The 22,003-nt window shown below is 38.7% G+C and carries 21 protein-coding genes and 1 riboswitch; of the genes, 2 read left to right on the top strand and 19 right to left on the bottom strand.

Translation table 11 applies throughout. From position 1 onward, the window contains the following. Positions 1-139 precede the first annotated feature (139 nt). From BM179_RS07605 to BM179_RS07595, 3 genes are read right to left on the bottom strand one after another with little or no spacing between them, the layout of a single operon-like run. Positions 140-586, bottom strand: coding sequence for a DUF1569 domain-containing protein (locus BM179_RS07605; RefSeq protein ID WP_092014650.1), 447 nt, complete (start codon positions 584-586; stop codon positions 140-142). Continuing rightward, on the bottom strand, positions 570-1,004 hold the full coding sequence (locus BM179_RS07600) for a VOC family protein (RefSeq protein ID WP_092014647.1): 435 nt from the start codon (positions 1,002-1,004) through the stop codon (positions 570-572). The genes BM179_RS07605 and BM179_RS07600 overlap by 17 nt, the downstream gene beginning before the upstream one ends. A 50-nt stretch (positions 1,005-1,054) precedes the next feature. Beyond that, entirely contained in the window at positions 1,055-1,507 is a 453-nt protein-coding gene (locus BM179_RS07595) for a helix-turn-helix transcriptional regulator (protein WP_092014645.1), read from the bottom strand. Positions 1,508-1,831: 324 nt separating this feature from the next. Here BM179_RS07595 and BM179_RS07590 point away from each other — a divergent pair, with 324 nt between their 5' ends. Continuing rightward, positions 1,832-2,371, top strand: coding sequence for a DUF4833 domain-containing protein (locus BM179_RS07590; protein WP_092014642.1), 540 nt, complete (start codon positions 1,832-1,834; stop codon positions 2,369-2,371). Between the two features lie 55 nt (positions 2,372-2,426). Here BM179_RS07590 and BM179_RS07585 read toward each other — a convergent pair whose 3' ends face one another. The 13 genes from BM179_RS07585 to BM179_RS07525 form a co-directional block, all read right to left on the bottom strand. After that, a complete protein-coding gene (locus tag BM179_RS07585) occupies positions 2,427-3,743 on the bottom strand; it encodes a sensor histidine kinase (protein WP_092014639.1) in 1,317 nt (438 codons plus the stop codon). Positions 3,744-3,816: 73 nt separating this feature from the next. Then, positions 3,817-5,199 carry a sigma-54-dependent transcriptional regulator gene (locus BM179_RS07580; protein WP_092014636.1) on the bottom strand — a complete coding sequence of 461 codons (1,383 nt, stop codon included), beginning with the start codon at positions 5,197-5,199 and terminating at the stop codon, positions 3,817-3,819. 202 nt (positions 5,200-5,401) lie between these two features. Continuing rightward, positions 5,402-5,914, bottom strand: coding sequence for a PAS domain-containing protein (locus BM179_RS07575; RefSeq protein ID WP_092014633.1), 513 nt, complete (start codon positions 5,912-5,914; stop codon positions 5,402-5,404). Positions 5,915-5,931: 17 nt separating this feature from the next. Beyond that, complete coding sequence (locus BM179_RS25790) at positions 5,932-6,141, bottom strand: cysteine-rich CWC family protein (protein ID WP_092014630.1); 210 nt, start codon at positions 6,139-6,141, stop codon at positions 5,932-5,934. After that, complete coding sequence (locus BM179_RS07565; protein WP_092014627.1) at positions 6,138-6,779, bottom strand: Dph6-related ATP pyrophosphatase; 642 nt, start codon at positions 6,777-6,779, stop codon at positions 6,138-6,140. The genes BM179_RS25790 and BM179_RS07565 overlap by 4 nt, the downstream gene beginning before the upstream one ends. A 20-nt stretch (positions 6,780-6,799) precedes the next feature. After that, positions 6,800-7,498 carry a Dph6-related ATP pyrophosphatase gene (locus BM179_RS07560; protein ID WP_229632916.1) on the bottom strand — a complete coding sequence of 233 codons (699 nt, stop codon included), beginning with the start codon at positions 7,496-7,498 and terminating at the stop codon, positions 6,800-6,802. A gap of 13 nt (positions 7,499-7,511) precedes the next feature. Further along, the gene (locus BM179_RS07555) at positions 7,512-8,459 is read right to left on the bottom strand and encodes an ABC transporter substrate-binding protein (protein ID WP_092014622.1); all 948 of its coding nucleotides are present in this window, start codon (positions 8,457-8,459) and stop codon (positions 7,512-7,514) included. Positions 8,460-8,591: 132 nt separating this feature from the next. Further along, positions 8,592-9,179: a DUF6580 family putative transport protein gene (locus BM179_RS07550; RefSeq protein ID WP_092015024.1), complete on the bottom strand. Its 588-nt coding sequence runs from the start codon at positions 9,177-9,179 to the stop codon at positions 8,592-8,594. A 73-nt stretch (positions 9,180-9,252) separates the two neighbouring features. Further along, positions 9,253-10,353 (bottom strand): DUF5074 domain-containing protein, encoded by a 1,101-nt coding sequence (locus BM179_RS07545; RefSeq protein ID WP_092014619.1) that lies wholly within the window; start codon positions 10,351-10,353, stop codon positions 9,253-9,255. Between the two features lie 11 nt (positions 10,354-10,364). Beyond that, entirely contained in the window at positions 10,365-12,326 is a 1,962-nt protein-coding gene (locus BM179_RS07540; protein ID WP_092014617.1) for a TonB-dependent receptor plug domain-containing protein, read from the bottom strand. Positions 12,327-12,433: 107 nt separating this feature from the next. Next, positions 12,434-12,640: riboswitch (cobalamin riboswitch) on the bottom strand. Positions 12,641-12,826: 186 nt separating this feature from the next. After that, positions 12,827-14,140 carry a 30S ribosomal protein S12 methylthiotransferase RimO gene (rimO, locus tag BM179_RS07535; RefSeq protein ID WP_092015021.1) on the bottom strand — a complete coding sequence of 438 codons (1,314 nt, stop codon included), beginning with the start codon at positions 14,138-14,140 and terminating at the stop codon, positions 12,827-12,829. 127 nt (positions 14,141-14,267) lie between these two features. Further along, the gene (locus tag BM179_RS07530) at positions 14,268-15,038 is read right to left on the bottom strand and encodes a hypothetical protein (protein WP_092014614.1); all 771 of its coding nucleotides are present in this window, start codon (positions 15,036-15,038) and stop codon (positions 14,268-14,270) included. 157 nt (positions 15,039-15,195) lie between these two features. Beyond that, entirely contained in the window at positions 15,196-16,116 is a 921-nt protein-coding gene (locus tag BM179_RS07525) for a hypothetical protein (protein ID WP_092014611.1), read from the bottom strand. A 178-nt stretch (positions 16,117-16,294) separates the two neighbouring features. Between BM179_RS07525 and BM179_RS07520 the strand changes: the two genes are divergently transcribed. Continuing rightward, positions 16,295-17,908 (top strand): amidohydrolase family protein, encoded by a 1,614-nt coding sequence (locus BM179_RS07520; RefSeq protein WP_092014608.1) that lies wholly within the window; start codon positions 16,295-16,297, stop codon positions 17,906-17,908. 61 nt (positions 17,909-17,969) lie between these two features. Here BM179_RS07520 and BM179_RS07515 read toward each other — a convergent pair whose 3' ends face one another. From BM179_RS07515 to BM179_RS07505, 3 genes are all read right to left on the bottom strand, one after another. After that, entirely contained in the window at positions 17,970-18,701 is a 732-nt protein-coding gene (locus tag BM179_RS07515) for a head GIN domain-containing protein (protein ID WP_092014605.1), read from the bottom strand. A gap of 165 nt (positions 18,702-18,866) precedes the next feature. Then, a complete protein-coding gene (locus BM179_RS07510; protein WP_092014602.1) occupies positions 18,867-20,867 on the bottom strand; it encodes a sialate O-acetylesterase in 2,001 nt (666 codons plus the stop codon). 156 nt (positions 20,868-21,023) lie between these two features. Further along, on the bottom strand, positions 21,024-21,743 hold the full coding sequence (locus tag BM179_RS07505; RefSeq protein ID WP_092014599.1) for a head GIN domain-containing protein: 720 nt from the start codon (positions 21,741-21,743) through the stop codon (positions 21,024-21,026). Between the last annotated feature and the right edge of the window lie 260 nt (positions 21,744-22,003).

The raw sequence follows: 22,003 nt of genomic DNA, 5'->3' as shown, positions 1-22,003 counted from the left end.
CACATAGTATCTGTAAACTCCCATGCTTGCAACCACATAGACATATAGGGCACATAGGGTCACTTTGATTTATTAGTTACAGTGCAACCACATAGGCACATAGGACACATAGAGTTTAGTTAGTATGGTTTTGCGCTTTTTAGGCGTTAAATTGTCTTAAATGATGGTCGGTATGTTTGTATGCTAAAATACCTGTCTGCTCCTTTGTCAGTTCTCCAAAAAACGGGTGCATAAAGTGGTTATTGGTAAATTGCTCATATTCCTTCATGAGACTAATCCACTTTTCCTTTAATTCATCGACATTACCTGCTTGCTCCTTGATTTTAAATTCAGGAACGGTTGGCACATTTCTTTTAAAAGGTGTTTCGTCTTTTACGAAATCTTTTAAGGCCATTTTCCCGAAAATTCTGCCAAGCAATGATTGTTTGTACTTTTTCTTCCCTAATGCCATTTCTTCCCATTTTATACAGTGTATCATCATTTGACAGAGATTCATTTTGCCCCAGACGGCCTCACTATCTCCTTTTATCCTGCTGATTCTATGTATTAAATCTTCTCTTGTAGACGTGTCAAATATTGTTTTCATTGCTAAAGTTATTTATTGGTTGCAGTGAAAAAAAATTCCCCGAATCGTCTTTGAAAAGTGCCTCTGTTCCGTAAAATTCCTTTGTTGGAGCTTTTATAAATTCAACACCCTTGGTTTTAAGTTCTTCGTAGGTAGCAAAAATATCATTACAGGTCAATACTCCGCATCCGAATGTTCCACGCCTGATTAAACTAATTAATGAGTCTGCTACTTCCTGCGGAAACATTTTACTGACTGTAACAGGAAACAAAACCAATTGTAAGTCTGGTTGATCGGGAGGCGAAACTGTAAGCCAACGGGTATCTGGCCCCATTGGAATATCATTTACCAGTCTGAAACCTAATTTGTTTACATAAAAGTCGTAGGCGCTATCCTGATCTATAACATTTATGTTGGTAATTGTCATTTTTGTAACCATTGCTTTTCTTTTTAATAGTTATTTACTTCAATGCAAAGATTAGTAATGATTTAAACTGTTGCTTCTTCAAAATTGCTATTCTCTCCCCAGCCGTGCATAAAAGCATAACATTTCGGAACAAAAGCCAAAGGTTCTGATTGTATTTCCTGCTTTCGCTGTTTATGATAATTTAAATAACCGGAGGGTGTTTTCCCTGTAATTTTTGTAAAAAGACTGCTAAATGTACTTACACTGTCATAACCCACAGAAAAGCATACTTCTGTTACAGAATTGCCTTGTTGTAATAGTTGTTTAGCATGTTCAATTCTGACTGTTGTAAGATATTGGTGAGGGGTTTTTCCATAAATGGATTTGAAAAGCCGGATAAAATGATACTTGGAAAAATATGCTTCGTCAGAAATATTGTCAAGGTCAATTTTTTGTAAATAGTATTTATCGATAAAAACTTTCGCCTGCACAATGCGTCGGTATAAATAAATCCTGGGGTATTGTTCAGGCGTCATTTTCTGATCAGTTTAAAGTTGGAGGGTGTCTTTATGATAACTGCCAGCAGGCATGTAGTCTTTTTTATATTTCCGGACAGTTATACAGCATTCTCTGTTGGATATACTATTTCAGATTGCAAATACAAGATAAGAAATTCATTGTTAATAAAGGGTGCATTTTCAGTAAATCAGAGGAAAATATTATCATTTCATTGAACATAATCACCCATATACTGCGTTTAGAAAATACTGTCGAACGGTAAGGATTAACTCATAACTCTTAACTACCTTTGCAGTCCAAAATCTCGCAAATTTTGGAAAAAGAAAAATAAACATACCGTTATGCGATTAACTCTTATTTCATTAGTACTTTTTATCTCATTGACTTCCACTCTGTTTGCTCAAAAAGATAAACCACTACCAAATCCGCCGGAATCCAGCAATCGCTTGTTTTACATCCAATTGGTTAATGGAAATGTGATTACCTATGATGCCAATTTCGTAAGAGCCGGGCAGTTGCATGCCAAAGATCCTGTTCATCCTTACTGGATCAGATATAGTAACAGTGAAGGAGGAAGAATTAAAGAATTAAATGCTATTCAGAGAAATCTGGCTTATGGCGTAACCTGCAAGCCCCTGGCGAATGAGGCAAACGCTTTCGATATGGTTGTGGTAGGCTATAAAAAGCGTCGTTTTAAAATTACAACAGACAGCAAGGGTAATCCTATTGCCGTTTTTCCTATCAACGGGAAACAGAATCAGCTAACGAAAGTATTTGTGAAAGAAGAAGGCGGCGGATTGATTCCGACGATTTTATATGTTGATTTATTCGGGAAAGACCTTAAAACAGGGGCTGATGTTTTTGAGAGATTTGTGCCTTAAACAGTTTATTTTAATATCTCTCAGTTTCCGTAATTTCTTCGGAAGAATGAGCCATTCAGAAGATTAATTTAAAAACTGTTCCTTTTCCTTCTACCGATTCGACAAGAATAGCTCCTTTATGAAGTGCCATAATTTGCTTGGAAAGGCTTAGTCCGATTCCTGATCCATTCTTTTTGGAAGTGAAAAATGGCACAAAAATCTTGTCCATCATTTCAACAGACATTCCTGTTCCGTTATCTCTTACCTCAATAACAGGCCTGGCTTCATCTGAAACATAGGCAGAAAGTCGTATTTTAGGTTCACTGGCTTCTTTTACAGCATCTACAGCATTAATGAGTAAATTAATCAGAACCTGTTCAATTAAAGCATTGTCGGCCTCAAGTGTCATTTCCCAGTCTTTCATAACTACCTCCAGCTCAACTCCTTTTTGCTCCAGGTTACTTTCCAGTAATAATTCCACATTTTCAAAGAGGTCTCTTACATAAATGGTGGAAAAAGAAGAAACTGCCACCTTACTTAAAGTCCGGTATGTATCGGCAAATTTCAGAAGGTTTTCACTTCTGTTTTTAATGGTAAGTATTCCAAGTTCTATATCGTCAAAATACTCACTTTTGGGGAAATTCTCTTTATTTAAGCGATTTTGAATCGTTCCGGCCAGTGAAGCAATCGGAGCAACGGAATTCATAATTTCATGAGTCATTACCCGCAAAAGCTTCTGATACGCCTGTGCTTCCGTATCTTCGATAGCTTCGTTTACATTCTGAAAGGCGATGAGTTCGGCCCTTTCATTATTAACCATAAAAGCCGTTTTAGCTAAAAGAACCTGTTTCCCGGCAATTTTAACCAGGTTATTACTTCCGGTTTTTAAACTGACAATAGCGTCATACAATGATTCATCCCTCTTTTCCAGAGAACTCAGGTTTCGCAGGTATGGCACATTCAGCATTTTTTTCAGCGATTCATTCATCCATCCGATTTCACCCTCCGCATTATAAGATAGAATCCCTGTATCTACCAGTTCAAGTACTTTTTGCAGGTATTGAAACTGTTCCTCTTTTTCTGAAGAGAGTTGCTTGAAGGTATTATTGATCTGGTTAAAAGCTTTCCGAAGCTGTCTTACCGAGACAGGTGCATTCTTTTCGGCAAATTGCAGAGAAAAGTCACGATACTGAACAGCCTCTATAAACTGAGCCAGCTCAGTATTTGTCTTATTGATAAACTGTATGAAATTAACGACCTGATAGATCAGCAATGAGCCCAACATAATCAACAGATTATATTTGGCATTTGCCAGGCAAAAAGCGGCAAGAGAAAGACTGATAAAAAGAAAAGCTACCCGAACCGTTAAGCTGATTTCATAGCGTTTAGACATACTGAACAATTTTGAATGCTATTTTGAATATTCTGCAAACTTTCTGAAACTTATCAGAAATAATGAGATACGCTTAAATCTCATATTTTCCTAATCTCCGGTATAAAGCTGTTCGGGTAATTCCCAGCTCTTTGGCAGCTTTAGTGATATTTCCGTCGTGTTTCTCTATGGCTTTAAGAATTGTATTTTTCTCAATTTCTTCAATTTTCAGAGAAACCGGAACATCAATTATTTTCGGACCCTCGATAGAAGAAGAAAAGTCAAGGTCTCTGGCTGTGATAACATCTGACTCGGCCATAATAGCTGCTCTTTCAAGGCAATGCTGAAGTTCACGGATGTTACCCGGGAAAGCATATTTTCTTATTTTTTCCTTAGCTTTCTCATCAATAAACAGATTGGCTTTATTATATTTTGCTGCGTAGTTTCCGGCAAAAAATTCAGCCAGTACAATTACATCCTCTCCTCTTTCTCTTAATGGCGGTAAATGTATTTCTATCGTATTCAGCCGATAAATTAAATCCTTTCTGAAACGATTCTCTGTTGCCATCTCATAAATTTTGGAGTTAGTGGCTGATATAAGACGAATATCGATCGGAATCGGATTATTGGTTCCCACCCTTACTACTTCCCGGTTTTGTAAAACGGTAAGCAGTTTTGCCTGCTGCGGAAGAGTAATATTACCAATCTCATCCAGGAATAAAGTACCATTTGAAGCCGCTTCAAATCTACCGGCCCGATCTTCTCTCGCATCAGTAAAAGCTCCTTTTTTATGTCCGAAAAGCTCCGACTCGAAAAGGCTTTCTGTAAGAGCCCCCAAATCCACATTAACAAATGGCTGTTCCGAACGGTAGGACTTCTGATGAATCATTCTGGCGATTTCACCTTTTCCTGTTCCATTCTCACCCATAATTAATATGTTGGCATCGGTTGGTGCGATTTTCCCGATTTTATAGAAAATCTCCTGCATGACCTCTGATTCTCCGAGAATGGTATTCAGATCATTTTTTGAAGATTTGGAAGATTTCTTATTATCAGATTTCTGGCCCTTTCCTTTTGTATCCTGATTGTTTACTGACCTTTCAATAGCCTCTTCCATCGTAAAGAGTAACTTCTCGTTACGCCATGGTTTAAGGACAAAGTCGTTCGCTCCTTCTTTTACAGAACGGACGGCAAGGTCAATATCTCCATAAGCTGTAATCATGATTACAGCCACATTTTTATCAGCTTCCCGTATTTTTCTAAGCCAGAAAATCCCCTCATTCCCGGTATTCAATGAACTTTTGAAATTCATATCCAACAGAATAAGATCAAAACTGGTCTGACTTAACAGTCCGGGAATTTTTTCCGGATTTTTTTCTGTAACTATTTCTTTTACTTCCGGACGAAGAAGCATTTTCACAGCGAGAAGAACGTCCACATCGTCATCGACAACTAATACCTTAGCATTTTTAAGCATTGCACAGTTTTTTAAAGTCAGCTTAGAGACCTGAGGCCTCTATTTCTAACAGATGCCAATTTATATACTCAAGTTGCACAATTCTAAGGATTTTTGAAAATTTAGTGCAGTATATCGAAGGGCAAAAACCTGAAAAAGTTCAATAAAAATATAAAAAAGACTTTCTGTCAGGGTTTTAGAAGATTTTTAAAATGATTGAATATTATAAGGCCTCCTGCTCAAAAGCGATAAAATTTACCAGTTTCTTATTGATATCAAAAACCGGATTAATATCTACTTTACAGAAATATTCCTGATTATCTTTCCGGTAATTAAGCAAAATTCCTTCAAAAGGTTTTTGACCGGTAATGGCAGCCTTCAGTTCGTTCAGGGTTTCCCTACTGGTTTTCTCTCCTTGAAGAAACTTCGGAGATTTATGTAATACTTCATTTTTAGGATATCCCGTCATTCTTTCAAAACCTGAATTTACCCAGATTATATGCTCTGCGGGGCTGGTAATCACAATCGCATTTAAAGGCTTTTTCAGGAATTCTCTGATCCGCTGTAAATCAAAGCACCACTTTTGCTTTTTATATAATTTCAGGATCTGCTGAAATTCAGCTTCCCTCTCCTCATTAAGAATGATGGGTTTCTGCATAAATTCCATGCCGATCAACAGCGGTGTTTTCAGTTTTACATTTTGAAATGTATCACAAAAACTCTTAGATTCTATCATTTCTTCTTGTTTTTAAATTAACTACCAGACACCTGCAACTGAAGTTCTTTGAGACAGTTGAGACATAAACAGCTTCCGTCAAAATCAAGAACAGATAAATCACGGATGTATTCTGTCTGTTTCCTTGTAAGCTCTATTTTCAGGCAGTCACACTTTAAAATAGAGTTAACTTTACAAACAAAAATCTCCCCGCAGCGGGGACAGGCATCCTTAGCGTGCTTTGTCATACCGGTAACGAAAGTGATAAAAAATGATAACCGTTGTGTTCCAGTTTATTTTCCTGAATTACCTCAATTTCCTTCGAAAAAAGCGGACAGTCTAACACCACTGTGTGAAACTCTCCGTTTTCTCCGCAAACATCTACTCCCTTATTTTCCAGGGCTGTAATTGTTTCAGCATTGATAATTTTCCCCAGAAAATCCTTTCCTAAAGTGTCATTACAGGAAACAATCATTGTTTTTATTCCGGCATCAATCATTGATAGAACTAAATCTTTGCGGGATTGTTTCCAAAGTGGTAAATGACAGTTAATTTTTGCTTCAAAACATACGTTTTCTTCCCATTCCCGATGTGGTTCCAGATCAATATCTCCAAAAACCGCATCTGTCAGTTCATACTGCCGGGTTAGCAACTGAAGCTTTCTGATATATTTTTCGGTATATCCTTCCCAGGTTGCCGCAATAAAATCGATAGGAACATCCATTGCCTGAGCCTGTGCTTTTAAGATAGTATGGTGCAAGCCATGTGAACGGCTTATTTCTCCGTCCTCATTGAGGGCATTCAGCAAAATCCTGGGTTTCTGGTTCATCTGCATTAAGGCAAAACAGGAATCCTTACCTCCGGACCAGGAGCAGATTAAGTTCATATCAGCATAAATAACGTTCTCTATTTAGGAACTAAATCAGTGAAAAAATAGGTGGAAGTTAATTCTTCCCCTTCTGCATTTTTGAAATGATAGGTTTTATCTACCGTTTCTCCTATTTCAAAATCAATGGCTTGTTTAAAATAAGGTGTTTCGAAAACAAAAGTATGAAACTCTCCGTTTTCTCCGCAGGGATCCACATTTGCAGGAAGTTCTTTTACAAAATCTCTGTCCAGAATTCTTCCGCAAAAGGACTTATCCAGCTCGTTTCCGTTTACGGCTACAACAATCGTTTTAAAACCCGAATCCCAGAATTCTTCGAGTAGTTCCATTGATGGTCTTTTCCAGATTGGAAAGACTCCTTCCAGACCAGCTTTTGACAAACGCTCTTCCCTGTGACGGCGTAAATCTTCCAGAAAGATATCCCCGAAAATAGAATATTTCACTCCTGAGTCGATCAGTGGCTGCATGGTTTCCGCCATTTTTTCATGATATTCCTCCATCGAAACTGTTTCGGGTAATCTGAGTTTAATCAGGTCGATACCAATATTAAGTGCCTGCAAATCCAGCAATTCTTCCCTTACCCCATGCATAGAAACCCTTCTGAAAGAATCATTTACGGTGGTAAGCAAAAACTGAACGTCGTATTCCTTTTTTTGTAATATATGATAAAGCGAAAGGGCAGAATCTTTTCCGCCCGACCAATTCATTAATGCTTTCAATAGGATTTTTCTTTTAAATCAACTGATCTGAATGAAGTTTTTCAGCGAAAACGGCTGCGCATTTATGTTTCAAATGTTCCGGTATTTCAAATAAATCAGGGTTAAATAACGCTGCCAGTATCTCAATACCATTCACCAGGGTTGAAGCACTTGGTTGGGTAAACAGGTCATAATCCAAAATATAAACAGCCTTATTCCGAACTGCCAGCAGCGTATCCCAACCGGGTTTTGAACTAAGCAGATGAAGTTCCTCCAGGCTTCTTTCAGTCTCAAAACCACAAGGCGCTATAATTAATATTTCGGGATCATATTTTACAATTTTCTCCCATTGCGTTACAATGCTGTCTCCGGAAGGATTGCTCAGCATATCAACTCCTCCGGCATAGGCAATCTGATGAGGAATCCAGTGACCGCAATTATAAACAGGCTCTATCCATTCCATAAGCATTACCCGTTTGGGCAAAACCCGATGTTCACGCAGTTTATCAATCACCCTGTCTATCCGGCTATGAAGATTCTGAAGATAAAGGTATGCTGCTTCCTCCCGCCCCAGTGCTGTCGCAATGGTGATAGCAGTTTGAAAAACATCATTCAGACTTTGCGGAGTTATCGGAACAAGCCCGGGAGTTCTGGAAAGGTTATCAATAACAGCTTGTGTACATTTGGTGTCAATCTGGCAAACCTCGCAGACATCCTGGGTAATAATTACATCCGGAGAAATCACTTCCAGTTTTTCTTCTTCAACATAATAAAGACTTTTACCCTGCGCTTTAGAAGCTGAAAAGATTTTATCAATCTCATCACTGGAATAATTTTTCCCTTCCAGAACACAGCGAACTAAAATCTCTTTTTCAGTACGGGATTGAGCAGGACATTCGAAGGTGACACCATATAAGAGGTCTTGCAGACCCATGTCATAAATCATCTGCGTTGCCGCAGGAAGGAATGAGCAAGCTTTCATATTATGTCTGTTTTGGACAAAATGAAGAAGTTTTTAAGGAAAATTCTAAAAATATGAAGGTGCAGAACTATTATAAATTAAGAATAGGATTAAAGAGGTAAGATAATGAAATCTGTTAGCGCATTTTTAATATCAGGCCAAATCCATTTTAGGATACCGGGCTTTCAGCAGTTCAAATGCTCCGAACATAATGGCAGAATACACTAATGTTCCGGCCAGAAAATTTTTCATAAAAGGGAAACCCTGAATAAGACATTGCTGCAAACCAGCCCAGTCGCGACTTAATGGAAGGTTTGTTCTAAGATCTGTTCCTCCGCCAATCCAGACACTAAAATCTGCCAGAATCCAATGAGAGATTGCTGCGATAAGTGATGCCAGAATTACGTTTTTCACACTGATTTTCTGTAAAAGCACTTTTCCATACAACACGATCAGCAAGAAAATACCATATATCCACCACCATCCACTATACAAAATACCATATTTCCCCTGAAATACCACTTCGTTAATTACCACATCACTGATTAACAAGGTTAAAACAGGAAAAGCAAAAGCTTTCCAGCGACTGGTAAAATAAGCCCCGCCGAATAATCCCATTGCACCAATTGGCGAGAAATTAGAAATCGGAGATATCTGTGCTGAATTACCTATCCGAACTAAGGCAACGGCTAAAATAAAGCACATTAAGGTAAGAAAGCGGGGATTTAGCGTTTGTTTCATTGTGATAAAATCTTTTAAAAGCCTTCTCCAAAGCATTTATTCGGAGAAAGCTTGTGGTCAAAGCAAATTGTATTTACTTAAAGAAAAAGCCACTTGGTGCAATTTCAGCTTTAATTGAGTCAATCAATGCACCATTTGACTGGTAGCGGAATACATAACCTGCCTGCTTATAAGAAGGTGTGAAACCTGCATAAATATTTCCGGTTGCCGGATCAACTCCTAAACCTGTAAATAATTTATTGATAAGAGGTTTGTCAGCTGTAACTGAAGTAGCATTTACTCCAAAACTATAAGTCTCCCCTTTTTGCTTATATCCATCTGCAGGATCATAGAATGAATACACGAATAAGATTGACAATTTATCTTTGCTCAAAGTGAAATTACCAGGAGATTTAGCCGATCCGGTTGTGGTAATTTTAAGGCGGCTTTCGACTGTTTTAGAGGTGAGATTGAATTTTACTAATTCTCCTCCGGCATAAAGCCAAAGCTTACCATTGGCATCTATCCCAATTAAACCAGGGTTTTTCCCAACTTCCACCTGAGTAGCTACATCCGTTTGGGTGTTAATAATGTTAATAAAAGTGTCTCCACCATAACCACCGCTTCCAACAATTACATCATTTCCGTTTGCGATTACATTTTCAACATTTCTCTGAACAGTGATTTTTTTGGTAACTTTATTAGTTGTCAAATCAATCACTGCTATGTAACCAGGATTATATGAATAGTCAGGGTTAAGCAAACCCCAACATGATACATATGCTTTGTTAGTCCCGGCTTTAACTCCATAACGTGGGTTTTCGATATCTGTTGAAGGAATAGTTGCAATCGACTTAAAGGTACGGGCATTAACAATTTCCACAACATCTTTTCCTGCAGCAGCATTATCAACCAAAATCAACCCTTTTCCGTCAACCTCCTGATAATCACGAACACCACCGGCAAGAGAACGGTTATTTTCTTTTTGGAAAATGTCAAAGCTTGTTACTTTGGTTGTCGGGTTAATTAAGGTAAGACTTCCATTATTATCGTTAAAGTTTCCTGAATTTATTACGAAAACACCTTTATCATAAGGTTGTGAAGGCTCAGGATCTGAAGAAGAGCTACATGAATTCAATCCGAAAAGAAGAATTCCGGCTGCCAGTGAGCGAATGAGAATAGAATTAAACTGCATTGTTTTTTGATTTATGAATTAAAATTAAATACTAGACCTAAAGAGAAACTTCGTCCGGGCATGGCATTTTTCCGGACACTCGGGTAAACGATATCTGTAAGATTATTCACCTGCAAGATCAAACTGCTTTGTATCCTGCCCAGTTGAATCTTACCGGAAACGGTACTGTTTAATAAAAAATAAGGAGGAAATGGTCTTCCTGAATGGTCAAAAGTGATGAAGCGATCGGAGTTATAAAGTCCCTGAATATTTAAAGACCAGTCACCTTTTCCCGCATAAGCATTCCCTGAAAGTGTATGTACCGGAACATAAATCAATTGTTTTCCGATAATATCTGCAGCATAAGCATCATAAACTTTCTGCTGGGAAGCATTCGTGTATGCATAAGTCCCTGTTATTCCTGCCATTTTATTTTCTTTCAGGTATTTCAACGCCAGAGTCACTTCCAGCCCTTTGGTTAATACCTGTTGCAAATTTTCTACCCTGTAGTTTTTATCAGGATTCCAGTAAGTCCAGTCATCAATCAGATTGTGATAGGCATTTACGCCCAGGGTTGCATTCAGATTTTCTGAAAACAATTGCTTAATTTCTGTACCGATTTCCTTATTAAAACCACTTTCAGGGCGAATATCAGGATTTCCCAATACTTTCCAGTAACGTTCATTAAGTGTTGGAAGCCGATAACTTCTTGCAATATTTCCGGTGAATTTCACCTGAGTCGCCGGTTTGGACAAGGCAAGGTATTCTAATCCGAAAGAAGGTGTAAAAGGAGCTTTGTATTTTGAAGAAAAAGCCTGACGAAGATTAACTGAAGCAAATAATTTCGGAGAAAACTGTTGTCTCAGTAAGGCAAAGACATCCTCTCTGTCCTCATTGATTGTCATGTCGCCATATCCGTCCACTCTTGCGGCATAATGCACAAATTCTCCCCCGATCCTTAAATTGGTTTGCCAGAAAGAATCAGCTTTTTTCCAGGAAAACTCATGCTCTGCACGAACAATATAACGATCCGTTTCGGAATGACTCGGGTTGCTGAAATCTCCGGTTCCATAATCAATAATATCACGGATAAAACCAGCTTTAAAAGTGGTATTTTTTAGCTGATAACCTCCCAAAAACCGATATGCTTTTGTCTGGGTAATTTCCCGGAAAGCAACTACATCGGGTTGAATCGTAAGTTTACTATCGGTCAGCCAGATGTTTAAAGAAAGCTGATTTCCATTTTTATTTCGCAGAAAAAGATCCTGAACCAGACCTTTCTGTACGGTTTCGGAAGGTTCAACCGGATATGTTCTTCCTTCGGAATCTGTTCTGCTGGTCTGGTTGTAATGGTTATTATACTGACTTCCATATAATAATGTCTTTCCTGAAAGCTGGAAATTATTCTTCAGCTTTTCAACAAAGCGAATCCCTGCCTGACCATTAAAGTTATCGAGGGTATTATATTGACCTCCGACAGTAGCATTAAAACCTTTTTGCTTCCAGCGAGGCGCTGAGCCAAGCAGAATACTTCCTCCAATAGCATCGGTTCCTACACAGCTGGCAGCGGAACCATACTGAATTGCCATTTCATCAAAACCTAAAAGCGGAACCGTTGAATAATCGGTTTGTCCTACGGTCGGAGCATTTACATTAATGCCATTCCAAAGCAAAGCCGTATGATTGGCGGAAGTCCCGCGAAATGAAAGCGTAGTAAGTTGCCCCGGTCCATAACTCTTCAGCGAAATCGGTGATTGAAATGCCAGAAAATCTGCCATGGTCTGAAACTGAAACCTGGCTAAGGTAGCAGAATCAACCTTTTGTACCTTTAATCCGGCCATGTATTTTTCAGGGGCAAAACCTGTAACCTTTACCTCGTCCAGTTGTTTATTGCCTGCTTCCTGTGCTGACAGCGTAGGAGACAAAATCCAGCTGAAGGTAATTAAAAATACCCCGAAACGTATTGATTTTAAATACGTTGAAAATGAATACATAACACCAATGGTTAATATTGACCGTATGGGTTTGAAACCAAATGCATGACCAAGAAGATGATAAGGAAAATCAACCGCTCAATCCCGCTCATCCACCGTAAGCTACAGACTAAGAATGATCCATGGCAGGTCTCCTGACTCGTTTCGTCAATCCATTACCTTCCCGGCTTTATGTACCAGTGGTGTTGAAGAGTAGATTGATTTTGCTGAAACTTACAGTTGCGGGGACAGTTTGAAATTTACATTCAATTCCCTTTTAAGCTTTGAAACTCTTTTGAAAAGGAGTATAAAGCACCATAAACTGTGACAAAGATAGGACTTTTCTCAGAGAAGTCAACCAGGGAACCCTATAAATAGAAAGAGGTAACGAATTTCGCCACCTCTTTACTCGAACAGACAAATAGATTATTATTTGCGAAAGTTCGAACTGAATCTTTAAAATGTACTTAAAACGATATTAAAAGAGTCTTAAGTTTTATTGACAATGTAATTACCTTTTGTTATTCTCCGGCCAATTCTCCATACAAATCAAATTCTTCGGCAGAATTAATCTGTACTTCGGCAAAATCGCCGAGTCTTACATATTGAGAAGCCGGAATCAATACCTCATTATCTACTTCAGGAGAATCAAACTGGGTTCTTCCGATAAAGTATCCTCCTTCTTTACGGTCGAAAAGTACTTTATGCTTCTGTCCGATCTTATTTTGATTCAATTCCCAGGAAATACCTTGCTGTAATGCCATGATTTCATCAGCACGGTATTGTTTAATTTCATCAGGAATGTTGTCTTCGAAGCTATGAGAATGCGTGTTATCTTCATGAGAATAGGCGAAAACCCCTAATCTGTCGAATCTCATATCTTCCACAAAGCGGTAGGTTTCTTCAAAATCTTCCTCCGTTTCTCCCGGATGGCCTGCAATGAGCGTAGTTCTCAATGCAATTTCAGGAACTTTATCTCTGATTGCCTTAATCAGATCTTCTGTTTTTTCTCTGGTAATACCCCGGCGCATTTTTTTCAGAATCTCTGTAGAACCGCTTTGCAAAGGCATATCCAGGTAGTTACAGATATTTGGTTTAGCTGCCATTACATCCAATATGTCCATAGGAAATCCCGCCGGATAAGCGTATTGTAAACGAATCCAGTCAAGTCCTTCAATATCAGATAGTCTGTCTAATAATTCTGATAAATTTCTCTTTTTATAAATGTCAAGACCATAATAAGTAAGATCCTGTGCAATGAGAATCATCTCTTTTGTACCTCTTCTTACCAAAGATTTTGCTTCTGTAATCAACTCGTCTATCGGTCTTGATACGTGTCCTCCGCGCATAAGGGGAATAGCACAGAATGAACAAGGTCTGTCGCATCCTTCAGCTATTTTCAGATAAGCATAGTGCGTAGGAGTAGTAAGCAAACGTTCTCCAAGCAATTCATGTTTATAGTCGGCCTTAAGTGTTTTTAATAAGCGGGGAAGTTCATTGGTTCCGAAGAAAGCATCTACGGTAGGAATTTCAACTTCCAGTTCATCTTTATAACGATGAGATAAACAACCGGTTACATAAAGTTTGTCGATAACGCCGGAATCTTTGGCATCTGCATATCTCAGAATCGTGTCTATTGACTCCTGTTTAGCATTATCAATAAAACCGCAGGTATTTACAATGACAATGTTGGCATCGTCTTTTTTTGACTCATGCGTTACATCCATGCCATTTCCTTTCAGCTGGGTGAAAATCACTTCTGAATCCACAACGTTTTTCGAACAGCCTAAGGTAACTATGTTAACTTTATTTTTGCGTAATGTCTTGGTTTTCATGTCTTTTTGAAAAAATAAAAGAACCCTGTTTCCAAAGAGAATGGGATCCTTCTGCAAAATAGTTCACAAAGGTACAACAAAAAAGCGTAGCCTTTTGACTACGCTTAAAATTATCAGAATCAAGACTTTACAATTCCTGTGGTTCTTCACTGATTCCAAGTTCACGGAACAGCCTTTCCCAATAGGTAGAGACAGCAGGATTATTGAGCCTTGAAGAAGCTGTTGGCTCAAAAGGTTTAACGATGAAAATCTCAGCCGAAGAGATACTTCTTAACTTCGGTTTTAAAAAAACCGCATCTTCCCTCGCCCATCCTACTGCTGAGGCATCATCTTCCGGAGGATTTGTATGAAAGTCTCTTTTATTTTTGCCTTTCATACTCTCCACCATATCTGAAAGAAAATAGGCTTTTGTCACATACCCTTTGGCCACTTCTTTATTAATTACAGGTAAGCTCCCCAAAATATCCGTACTGTTTTTACTGGCAGAAGTATTCTGAGATTCCAGCTGATTCATTACCTGCTTCTTGAAAATATTCCTTTCTCTCTGTAGCGAGAGGTCAAAACTGGTCTTTATTGCCTCAGAATCCGTAGCATTGGCACTTTCTTCAGACTCTTTTTCTGAACGGCTTACCAATTCACATACTTTCGCCTGAGCAGTGTTTTCATGGATAAAATAAACAACGACTTTATCTCCCTTTTTATTAATATTCTGTTCGATCAGATCATTTATTACTTTGGTATACTTCTGATTTACAAAGGACTTATTAACATTTACACTCACCGATTTATCGATAAAAATCAGTGAGCTGGTATTTGGTCCGGTATCTGTTACAACTTCTTTTTTTTCAGAGCATGATAAAAATGCTGTAAAAATTAAGAGAAGGCTTATTTTTTTCATTGATCGAAATGTTTTGTTGGACAAAATTAGTGGCTGAATTATTTTATGCTTTCAAATTTGTATGAAGTAACGGTAAACATTATCAAACGGTATGATTTGTATTTTATCGGAACGACACATTTTTATCTGAAAAACGTAATTTTTAATAAATCTGTACCTATTTCAACAATCCCGATATCATTTTTGTCCGCTCTCCTGTTAAAATTATTTCCCGAAAAACAGCCTTTGTTGTCATTTCTTTACCTTCAACTCTGGTAGTTTCCTCCCACCCTTCTATCCGGTACGGAAATGTCGGTAAAAATGCAATGGATAATTTTCTTTCCGGATAGCTCAATTCGTATTTCAGGAGTCTGGCATTGGAAGAGTCTATCTTCGCCTCCGCTTCTCTTGGTCTTATTTTGTTATGTTGCTGAGAAATCTGACGCAGGGAAGGTATCAATAACACTTTCCCGACCGGCATTTTTTGCGGAGCAAGTCTTAACCTGGTCCAAAGTTCATCTTCAATCCACAACCTTTCCAGGTGATGCAGCTTCTTTTCAGTTTTCCCCTGTTTCTCTTCAAAAGCAAGCTCATACGTTCTGTTTCTCAGATTCAGGCTGGCAAAAGGCTTATTCTGTATTCCTGAAAAAGCAACCGAAGCTTTTAACGCATGTGGAAACAGCAATGTATTTACAGGCGAGAAGACCAAAATCGTTCCGTTTCCAGGATAATTTCCGGAAAGCTGCTGGCCTGATTTCAGCTGTAAAACCGTTGTAGCATCAGGATTGTTTGCTGAAACTGAGATAACATGTTTATTAGTCAGGAAATCAACTGTTTCAAAAACCAGACTGGCTTCTCCGGTATTTGAAATGCCGGCAACAGTCTGCTGAAGTTCATAAGAGGATACTTCTACTTTTCCGTTATACCAGTATTTTTTAAAATCAGCCGTTTCAAAAGCATTAGGAATTTCTGAAACCGGAGTATCACTTTTTTTCTGGAAAACAGTAGCTCCTTTTGCAACAGCAAACACCATTGCAAGAAAGATACAAATCGCTAAAAAATTGTTTCGAATGAATTGGTCAATGAAACGTTTATTCATAGTTAATGAAGAAAGTAGTGCAATTCAAGGATAGAAAATACAAAGCAATTTACACAAATTCTGTAATTTAGAGTCTTATAACCTTTGAATTTTGAGAGGGTGATTATTACCTGAAAAATTATTCATGAATCACTTTATCCGGAATTTAAAATTCGTCAACTAAACACTACCGATTATTATGAAGCAATTAACTTTACGATTTCTGTTTCTTTGTTTACTCACCTTACTCTACGCCAATAGTCAGGCCCAGGTAGAAAAAGCCCCCAACAGATCCGAAGGCGAAGGCCAATTCAACAGGATGATTATCCGTGGTGTAAATATCATCAACGGAACGGGCTCTCCGATGCAAGGCCCCTGCGATGTGGTGGTGGAAAAAAATAAAATTGTTCAGATTAAAGTTGTTGGCTATCCGGGTGTCCCGATTGACCCGAAAGGCAGACCAAAAGCTAATCCCGGAGATAAGGAATTTGACTGCTCTGGAATGTATATGCTACCCGGATTTGTCGATATGCACGGACATATCGGGGGCGACTCTCAGGGAACTCCGGCTGAATATGTTTTCAAACTCTGGCTCGGGCATGGTATCACCACTATCCGTGACCCTTCTGCAGGAAATGGTTTAGACTGGACTTTAGATCAAAAACACAGATCCGAAAAAAACGAAATTACAGCTCCCAGAATTATGGCTTATACAGCCTTTGGAATGGGCTCAAAAGAAGCAATTACTACAGCGGAACAAGCCAGAGCATGGGTTGATGAAAATGCTAAAAAAGGAGCTGACGGTATTAAATTCTTTGGCGCCAGACCAGAAGTAATGGATGCTGCATTGAGAAGAAACAAAGAACTTGGACTTCGCTCTGCCTGCCATCATGCTCAACTCGATGTTGCCCGCTGGAACGTTCTAAACTCTGCCAGAGCGGGATTAACTTCTATGGAACATTGGTACGGACTGCCTGAGGCCCTGTTTGAAAACCAGACCGTTCAGGATTATCCGGCTGATTACAATTACGGGAATGAAATGAATCGTTTTCAGGAAGCCGGAAATTTATGGAAACAAGCTGCCAAACCGGGTTCAAAGCGTTGGAATGAGGTGATGGATGAATTATTAAAACTTGACTTTACCATTGACCCTACTTTCAATATCTATGAAGCCAACCGTGATTTGATGCTTGCCCGCCGAGCGGAATGGCATGAAGAATACACGATTCCTCAATTATGGCGATTTTATCAGCCTTCAAGAATTTCTCACGGCTCCCACTGGCATGAATGGGGCACAGAACAGGAAGTAGCCTGGAAAGAAAATTATAAACTTTGGATGACTTTTGTCAATGAATATAAAAACCGTGGCGGAAGAGTTACAACCGGTTCAGATTCGGGTTATATTTTCCAGCTTTATGGCTTTGCTTTTATCCGTGAACTTGAATTGCTAAGAGAAGCAGGATTCCATCCACTGGAAGTAATCAGGGCTGCAACACTCAAAGGCGCGGAAGCACTGGGACTGTCTGATAAAATCGGAAGTATTGAAGTAGGGAAATTAGCAGACCTGGTCATTCTGGAAGAAAATCCTCTCAAAAACCTGAAAGTACTTTACGGAACCGGAGCGATTAAATTAACAGAAGAAAATGAAGTAGTAAGAGTAGGCGGAGTAAAATATACCATCAAGGACGGAGTTATTTATGATGCAAAAAAGCTATTAGCCGACGTCAGAAAAATTGTTGCTGAGGCAAAAAAGAAAGAGAATTTCGAAATTTTCCAACCCGGAATGGAGAAAAAGAGCGGAGCAAAACATTAAACCGTCTTTATACAAAAATAGCAGGGAGGAGTCTCTCTGCTATTTTTATTATTCAGCTGTATTAATAAGATCTTACTTCTCCGCCAAGATTGGAATGGATATTTTTACGGCTCGGATTTCCTGAATACGTAATCTCTCCACCAGTTCCCGCAGATGCGTCAATTGCTTTGGTTACGTTGACATGAGCAACACCACCTGTATTAGCTTTTACATCAGCCTCCTCACTTACCAATTCTTTGGCATTCAATTCACCGCCTGTATTTACCTTGATTTCCTGATAATTTGCTCTTCCGTAAAGATTTACAATGCCGCCCTGAATACTCGAAAGATGCAGGTTATTGGCATTTACTTCCAGTTTCAAAATAGCACCCGAAGAGGCACTTACTTTTAAACTATTGCCTTTTATTGCTTCGGCAAAATTTACTTCCGCACCACGACCTACATCGATCGTCGTCGGGCTGTTTTGATAAGTAATTTCAACTTTATACAACTTCTTTTCTTCCGAATATTTCCTGCGGTTATTGTCTCTGTCCGTTAATTGTTTAAAAATTTTGGTTTTCAATGAGAGTTCTTCGCCGGATTGAGAGATGGTTACATCATCAAGATTCGCACCGTTTAAAGCTTCAATACTTACTTTGTTTACACTTCCGGATTTTATTTCAACCTGCATAATTCCCTGAATATTCAGTTTGGAAAAATCTTTAAATTGTATTTCCTGTTTATTCTGTTGAGCAACTGCCAGCTGTGCCAGCCCAAACAATGCAAATGTGAAGAGGTGTTTTAGCTTGTTCATTTTTTTGATTTTTTATATTTCAACGATAAAGCAGAGATGATGTTTTATAAAAAAAGGTTGCATGCAGTAAAAAAAAGGATTGCCCTATCATTGATGGAACAATCCTTTTTCTGGCTTATTTATAAAACTGACCTGTTTCAAAACGTGAAAAATAAGGTTCAGCTTCTATTTCCCCTTTGTTATGCCATCCCAATGATCCGTTCTGAACGGAGAAGCTGGCAAACCTTCCTGGTTATAAAGATTACATCCTTCGGGATTATTCGCCCAGGCATAACGCACAGATACCGGCTTTTGAACTTCCGGGCTTGAAACCACAATCGTATTTCCCTCAATACTGGCATTTGCCCAGACAAACTGATGATTATCACCAGCGATTGTAAATCCTTTTAAAGCACCATTTGAGGCTGTTAAACCACTACCAATACTATTAAATGTAAGCCGGATCGTATTTCCTTCAATAACCATATCCTGATACATCGGTCCTGAATGAATCACATTTTCCTCACCATAAGCAATTTTTCGGGCAGATAAAGCCAGTCGATTTCCAACATCCTGCTTATTTTTCGGGTGGATATTCCCCGCTTCGCCAATGTCAATAATCGTAGCCATACCTACTGAAGGGAGTTTCTGACTGGTAATTACCTGAGCTTCTCTCAATTCAGCCCAGTCACTTTCTTCCGGTTTTTCCCAGGCTTTCATATAATTTGCGAGTTGTACCTCAAAAAAAGGAAATTCTCCCTGTCCCCAACGGGTTCTCCAATCTGAAATCATTGCGGGCAGTAATCTTCTGTACTCATATGCACGGCCTGCATTGGACTCTCCCTGGTACCAGATTGCACCTTTAATACCATAAGGAATCAGCGGGGCAATCATTGCATTGTATAAAAGAGTGGGATGATTTGGCGAGCCTAAAAACTGTCTTGGATTAGGAGGTAAATCATTCTGGTTAACAGATAATTTATAAAGCCAGGTACCTGAAAGTGAAGATTCTTTCCCATTGACTGTCATTTTCATTTCAGCTTTCTCTCCCCAGACTCCACCACCGCCACCTGTATCCGTAACCCTGATTGTAATAATATTTTTACCGGCTTTTACGAGTTTTCCTGGTACAATATATTTTCGGCTTACATTATATCCATCAGTATTCCCGATTTTTACGCCGTTGAAATATGTTGAATCGCTGTCATCAATTTTAGCAAGCTCCAGCACCAAATCTTTCCCTGCATCTTTCTTAGAAACTTCAACTTCACGTCTGAACCAGACAATCCCATCAATTCCGGTCAGCCCTGCTGTTTCCCAGTAAGCAGGCAGATCCATCGTCTTCCAGTCGGAAGTATTTATTCCGGCATCTGCCCAGTTTCTGCCATCCTTACTAAATCCTTTATCTGCATCGCGGGTTGTTTTTATCCAACCCTGATATAGTCTTTCAACCGTTTTGGCAGATAAATCAGCAGGAACACTCTTTTTCCAATCTCCAAAATCTTTCAGATAATTAGGTAAAACTCTCAATCCTTCAAGACTGGTCCAGGCTTCTGCCACGGTTCCACCCCATTCAGATAAAATTAATGCCTGAGGAACTTTGTACTGCTTGTATAAAGATTTTGCAAAAAAATAGGCCACAGCACTAAATTCCGCTGTATTCTGAGCATTTGCCTGTTTCCAGCCTCCTTCTGTTTTGCAATCTTCCAAGGGTTGTAAACTCGTATTATTCACAATTTCAACCGCTCTGATATAGGGATTTTCTGAATCGGCAATTTCCTTATCGTAGGTATGATTAAGCATGTTCATTTTCCATTCCATATTAGACTGTCCTGAACACAGCCAGACATCTCCTATCAGTATGTTTTTAAGGGTAATAACATTATTTCCTTTAACTACCATTGTTTGCGGAACAGCATTGGCAGGCATAGGATCCAGATAAATCGTCCAGCGCCCGGAAACCGGAAAAGCATTGACTTTGTATTCCTTTCCTCCAAAAGAAATCGTAACGGTTTCTCCCTGATCTGCCCAGCCCCATACTGCAATTTTCATATTCCTTTGCAGGATCATGCCATCAGAGAACAAAGCAGGGAGTGTTACATTGGAGAAAGATTGATAGGAAAAACTTATTAACAGGATAACACTGAGCTTAATTTTAGAAATCAGATAGTAAAGATTTTTTTTCATAATTATGTTTAAGATGTGCTTTTGAGAGGATACCTTTTTCAGACACAAATTAAGTAAAATATTGCCAGTCTTTATCCTTGTCTATATTAAAAACAAAAAAGTCCTTTCTTTTGCAAGAAAGAACTTCAGGGTTAGCTATTCAGGGAAAAGGAATATCTATTTTCTATGAATATCCGAGCCTCCGGAAGACTTTGAGGAAACCACTCTGGCTCCTCCCCAATAATATACATCACTTCCTCCGGTAGCAGAAATACTGATTTCCTTAGAAGCATATACATAAGCATCCGAACCGCCGGTCGATGTTACCTGACAGAAATTAGATTTAAAATCTTTTGCTTTCAAATCACTTCCTCCGGTAGAATGAGCTTTAAATACAGCCGCTGAACCGGTAAGCGTTACATCCGATCCTCCTGTTGCCTCGCAGCTAAGTTCATCTGCATCAAGATCAAGTTTGGCATCGCTTCCTCCTGCTACTTTGAGGGAAAGTTTAATTAAATCCAGTTTACTTTCTGTAAAAATATCCGAACCGCCTGTTCCTTGTAATTCTTTAAGGTCTTTTACAGTAACATAAGCCTTGGCGTTTTGTTTATTCCAGTTAAAAAAACCACTTCCACTTGAGCGGTCAATGTAAATCTCAAGTACTCCGTTTTTCAAAACTGTTTTTATTTCATCTATTTTGTCTTCATTCGCAACAATGGTTACCTTCTCAACTGACCCTTGTTTTAAGTATAAATCAATGCCGCTTCTGACGTTAATGGAGGTAAATCCTTCTGCTTTTCTTATTTGTGTAACGGTTTGAGCTGAAACTGAAAATAGTCCGGAGAAAAGAATGCAGGTGATAAATAAGGTTTTGGCGAAATATTTCATTTTTTTCATGTTTAAGAGTAATTGTTCGTATTAGTGATGATAAGATGGTGTTATGCTTAAAAAGGTTGCATCTAAGATAATTTTTATTTAGCTAATCTAACCATCAAGGGCCATTTTCTTATTTAATTGTAACCAGATAGATACATAGGGCACATAGTCTACCCAAAAAACCACTATCCGTAGTTTTTTTGACTAATGATAAGTGATTGCAAACACATAGGTACATAGCGCACATAGTCTACCCAAAAATTTAACTTCCACCTCTGTCC

The sequence above is a fragment of the Pseudarcicella hirudinis genome (genome assembly GCF_900115665.1).
Classification (GTDB): Bacteria; Bacteroidota; Bacteroidia; order Cytophagales; family Spirosomataceae; genus Pseudarcicella; species Pseudarcicella hirudinis.
Note: the sequence above shows the minus strand (reverse complement) of the source record. Positions and strands in the feature narration are given on the sequence as shown.

Bases quoted from the DNA above. Each gene is read 5' to 3' on its own strand.
- BM179_RS07525 (WP_092014611.1), bottom strand. From the start codon at position 16,116: ATGAATAAACGTTTCATTGACCAATTCATTCGAAACAATTTTTTAGCG.
- rimO (WP_092015021.1), bottom strand. From the start codon at position 14,140: ATGAAAACCAAGACATTACGCAAAAATAAAGTTAACATAGTTACCTTA.
- BM179_RS07585 (WP_092014639.1), bottom strand. From the start codon at position 3,743: ATGTCTAAACGCTATGAAATCAGCTTAACGGTTCGGGTAGCTTTTCTT.
- BM179_RS07545 (WP_092014619.1), bottom strand. From the start codon at position 10,353: ATGCAGTTTAATTCTATTCTCATTCGCTCACTGGCAGCCGGAATTCTT.
- BM179_RS07595 (WP_092014645.1), bottom strand. From the start codon at position 1,507: ATGACGCCTGAACAATACCCCAGGATTTATTTATACCGACGCATTGTG.
- BM179_RS07530 (WP_092014614.1), bottom strand. From the start codon at position 15,038: ATGAAAAAAATAAGCCTTCTCTTAATTTTTACAGCATTTTTATCATGC.
- BM179_RS07555 (WP_092014622.1), bottom strand. From the start codon at position 8,459: ATGAAAGCTTGCTCATTCCTTCCTGCGGCAACGCAGATGATTTATGAC.
- BM179_RS07550 (WP_092015024.1), bottom strand. From the start codon at position 9,179: ATGAAACAAACGCTAAATCCCCGCTTTCTTACCTTAATGTGCTTTATT.
- BM179_RS25790 (WP_092014630.1), bottom strand. From the start codon at position 6,141: ATGACAAAGCACGCTAAGGATGCCTGTCCCCGCTGCGGGGAGATTTTT.
- BM179_RS07590 (WP_092014642.1), top strand. From the start codon at position 1,832: ATGCGATTAACTCTTATTTCATTAGTACTTTTTATCTCATTGACTTCC.
- BM179_RS07565 (WP_092014627.1), bottom strand. From the start codon at position 6,779: ATGAACTTAATCTGCTCCTGGTCCGGAGGTAAGGATTCCTGTTTTGCC.
- BM179_RS07515 (WP_092014605.1), bottom strand. From the start codon at position 18,701: ATGAACAAGCTAAAACACCTCTTCACATTTGCATTGTTTGGGCTGGCA.
- BM179_RS07605 (WP_092014650.1), bottom strand. From the start codon at position 586: ATGAAAACAATATTTGACACGTCTACAAGAGAAGATTTAATACATAGA.
- BM179_RS07575 (WP_092014633.1), bottom strand. From the start codon at position 5,914: ATGATAGAATCTAAGAGTTTTTGTGATACATTTCAAAATGTAAAACTG.
- BM179_RS07520 (WP_092014608.1), top strand. From the start codon at position 16,295: ATGAAGCAATTAACTTTACGATTTCTGTTTCTTTGTTTACTCACCTTA.
- BM179_RS07505 (WP_092014599.1), bottom strand. From the start codon at position 21,743: ATGAAAAAAATGAAATATTTCGCCAAAACCTTATTTATCACCTGCATT.
- BM179_RS07510 (WP_092014602.1), bottom strand. From the start codon at position 20,867: ATGAAAAAAAATCTTTACTATCTGATTTCTAAAATTAAGCTCAGTGTT.
- BM179_RS07600 (WP_092014647.1), bottom strand. From the start codon at position 1,004: ATGGTTACAAAAATGACAATTACCAACATAAATGTTATAGATCAGGAT.
- BM179_RS07580 (WP_092014636.1), bottom strand. From the start codon at position 5,199: ATGCTTAAAAATGCTAAGGTATTAGTTGTCGATGACGATGTGGACGTT.
- BM179_RS07540 (WP_092014617.1), bottom strand. From the start codon at position 12,326: ATGTATTCATTTTCAACGTATTTAAAATCAATACGTTTCGGGGTATTT.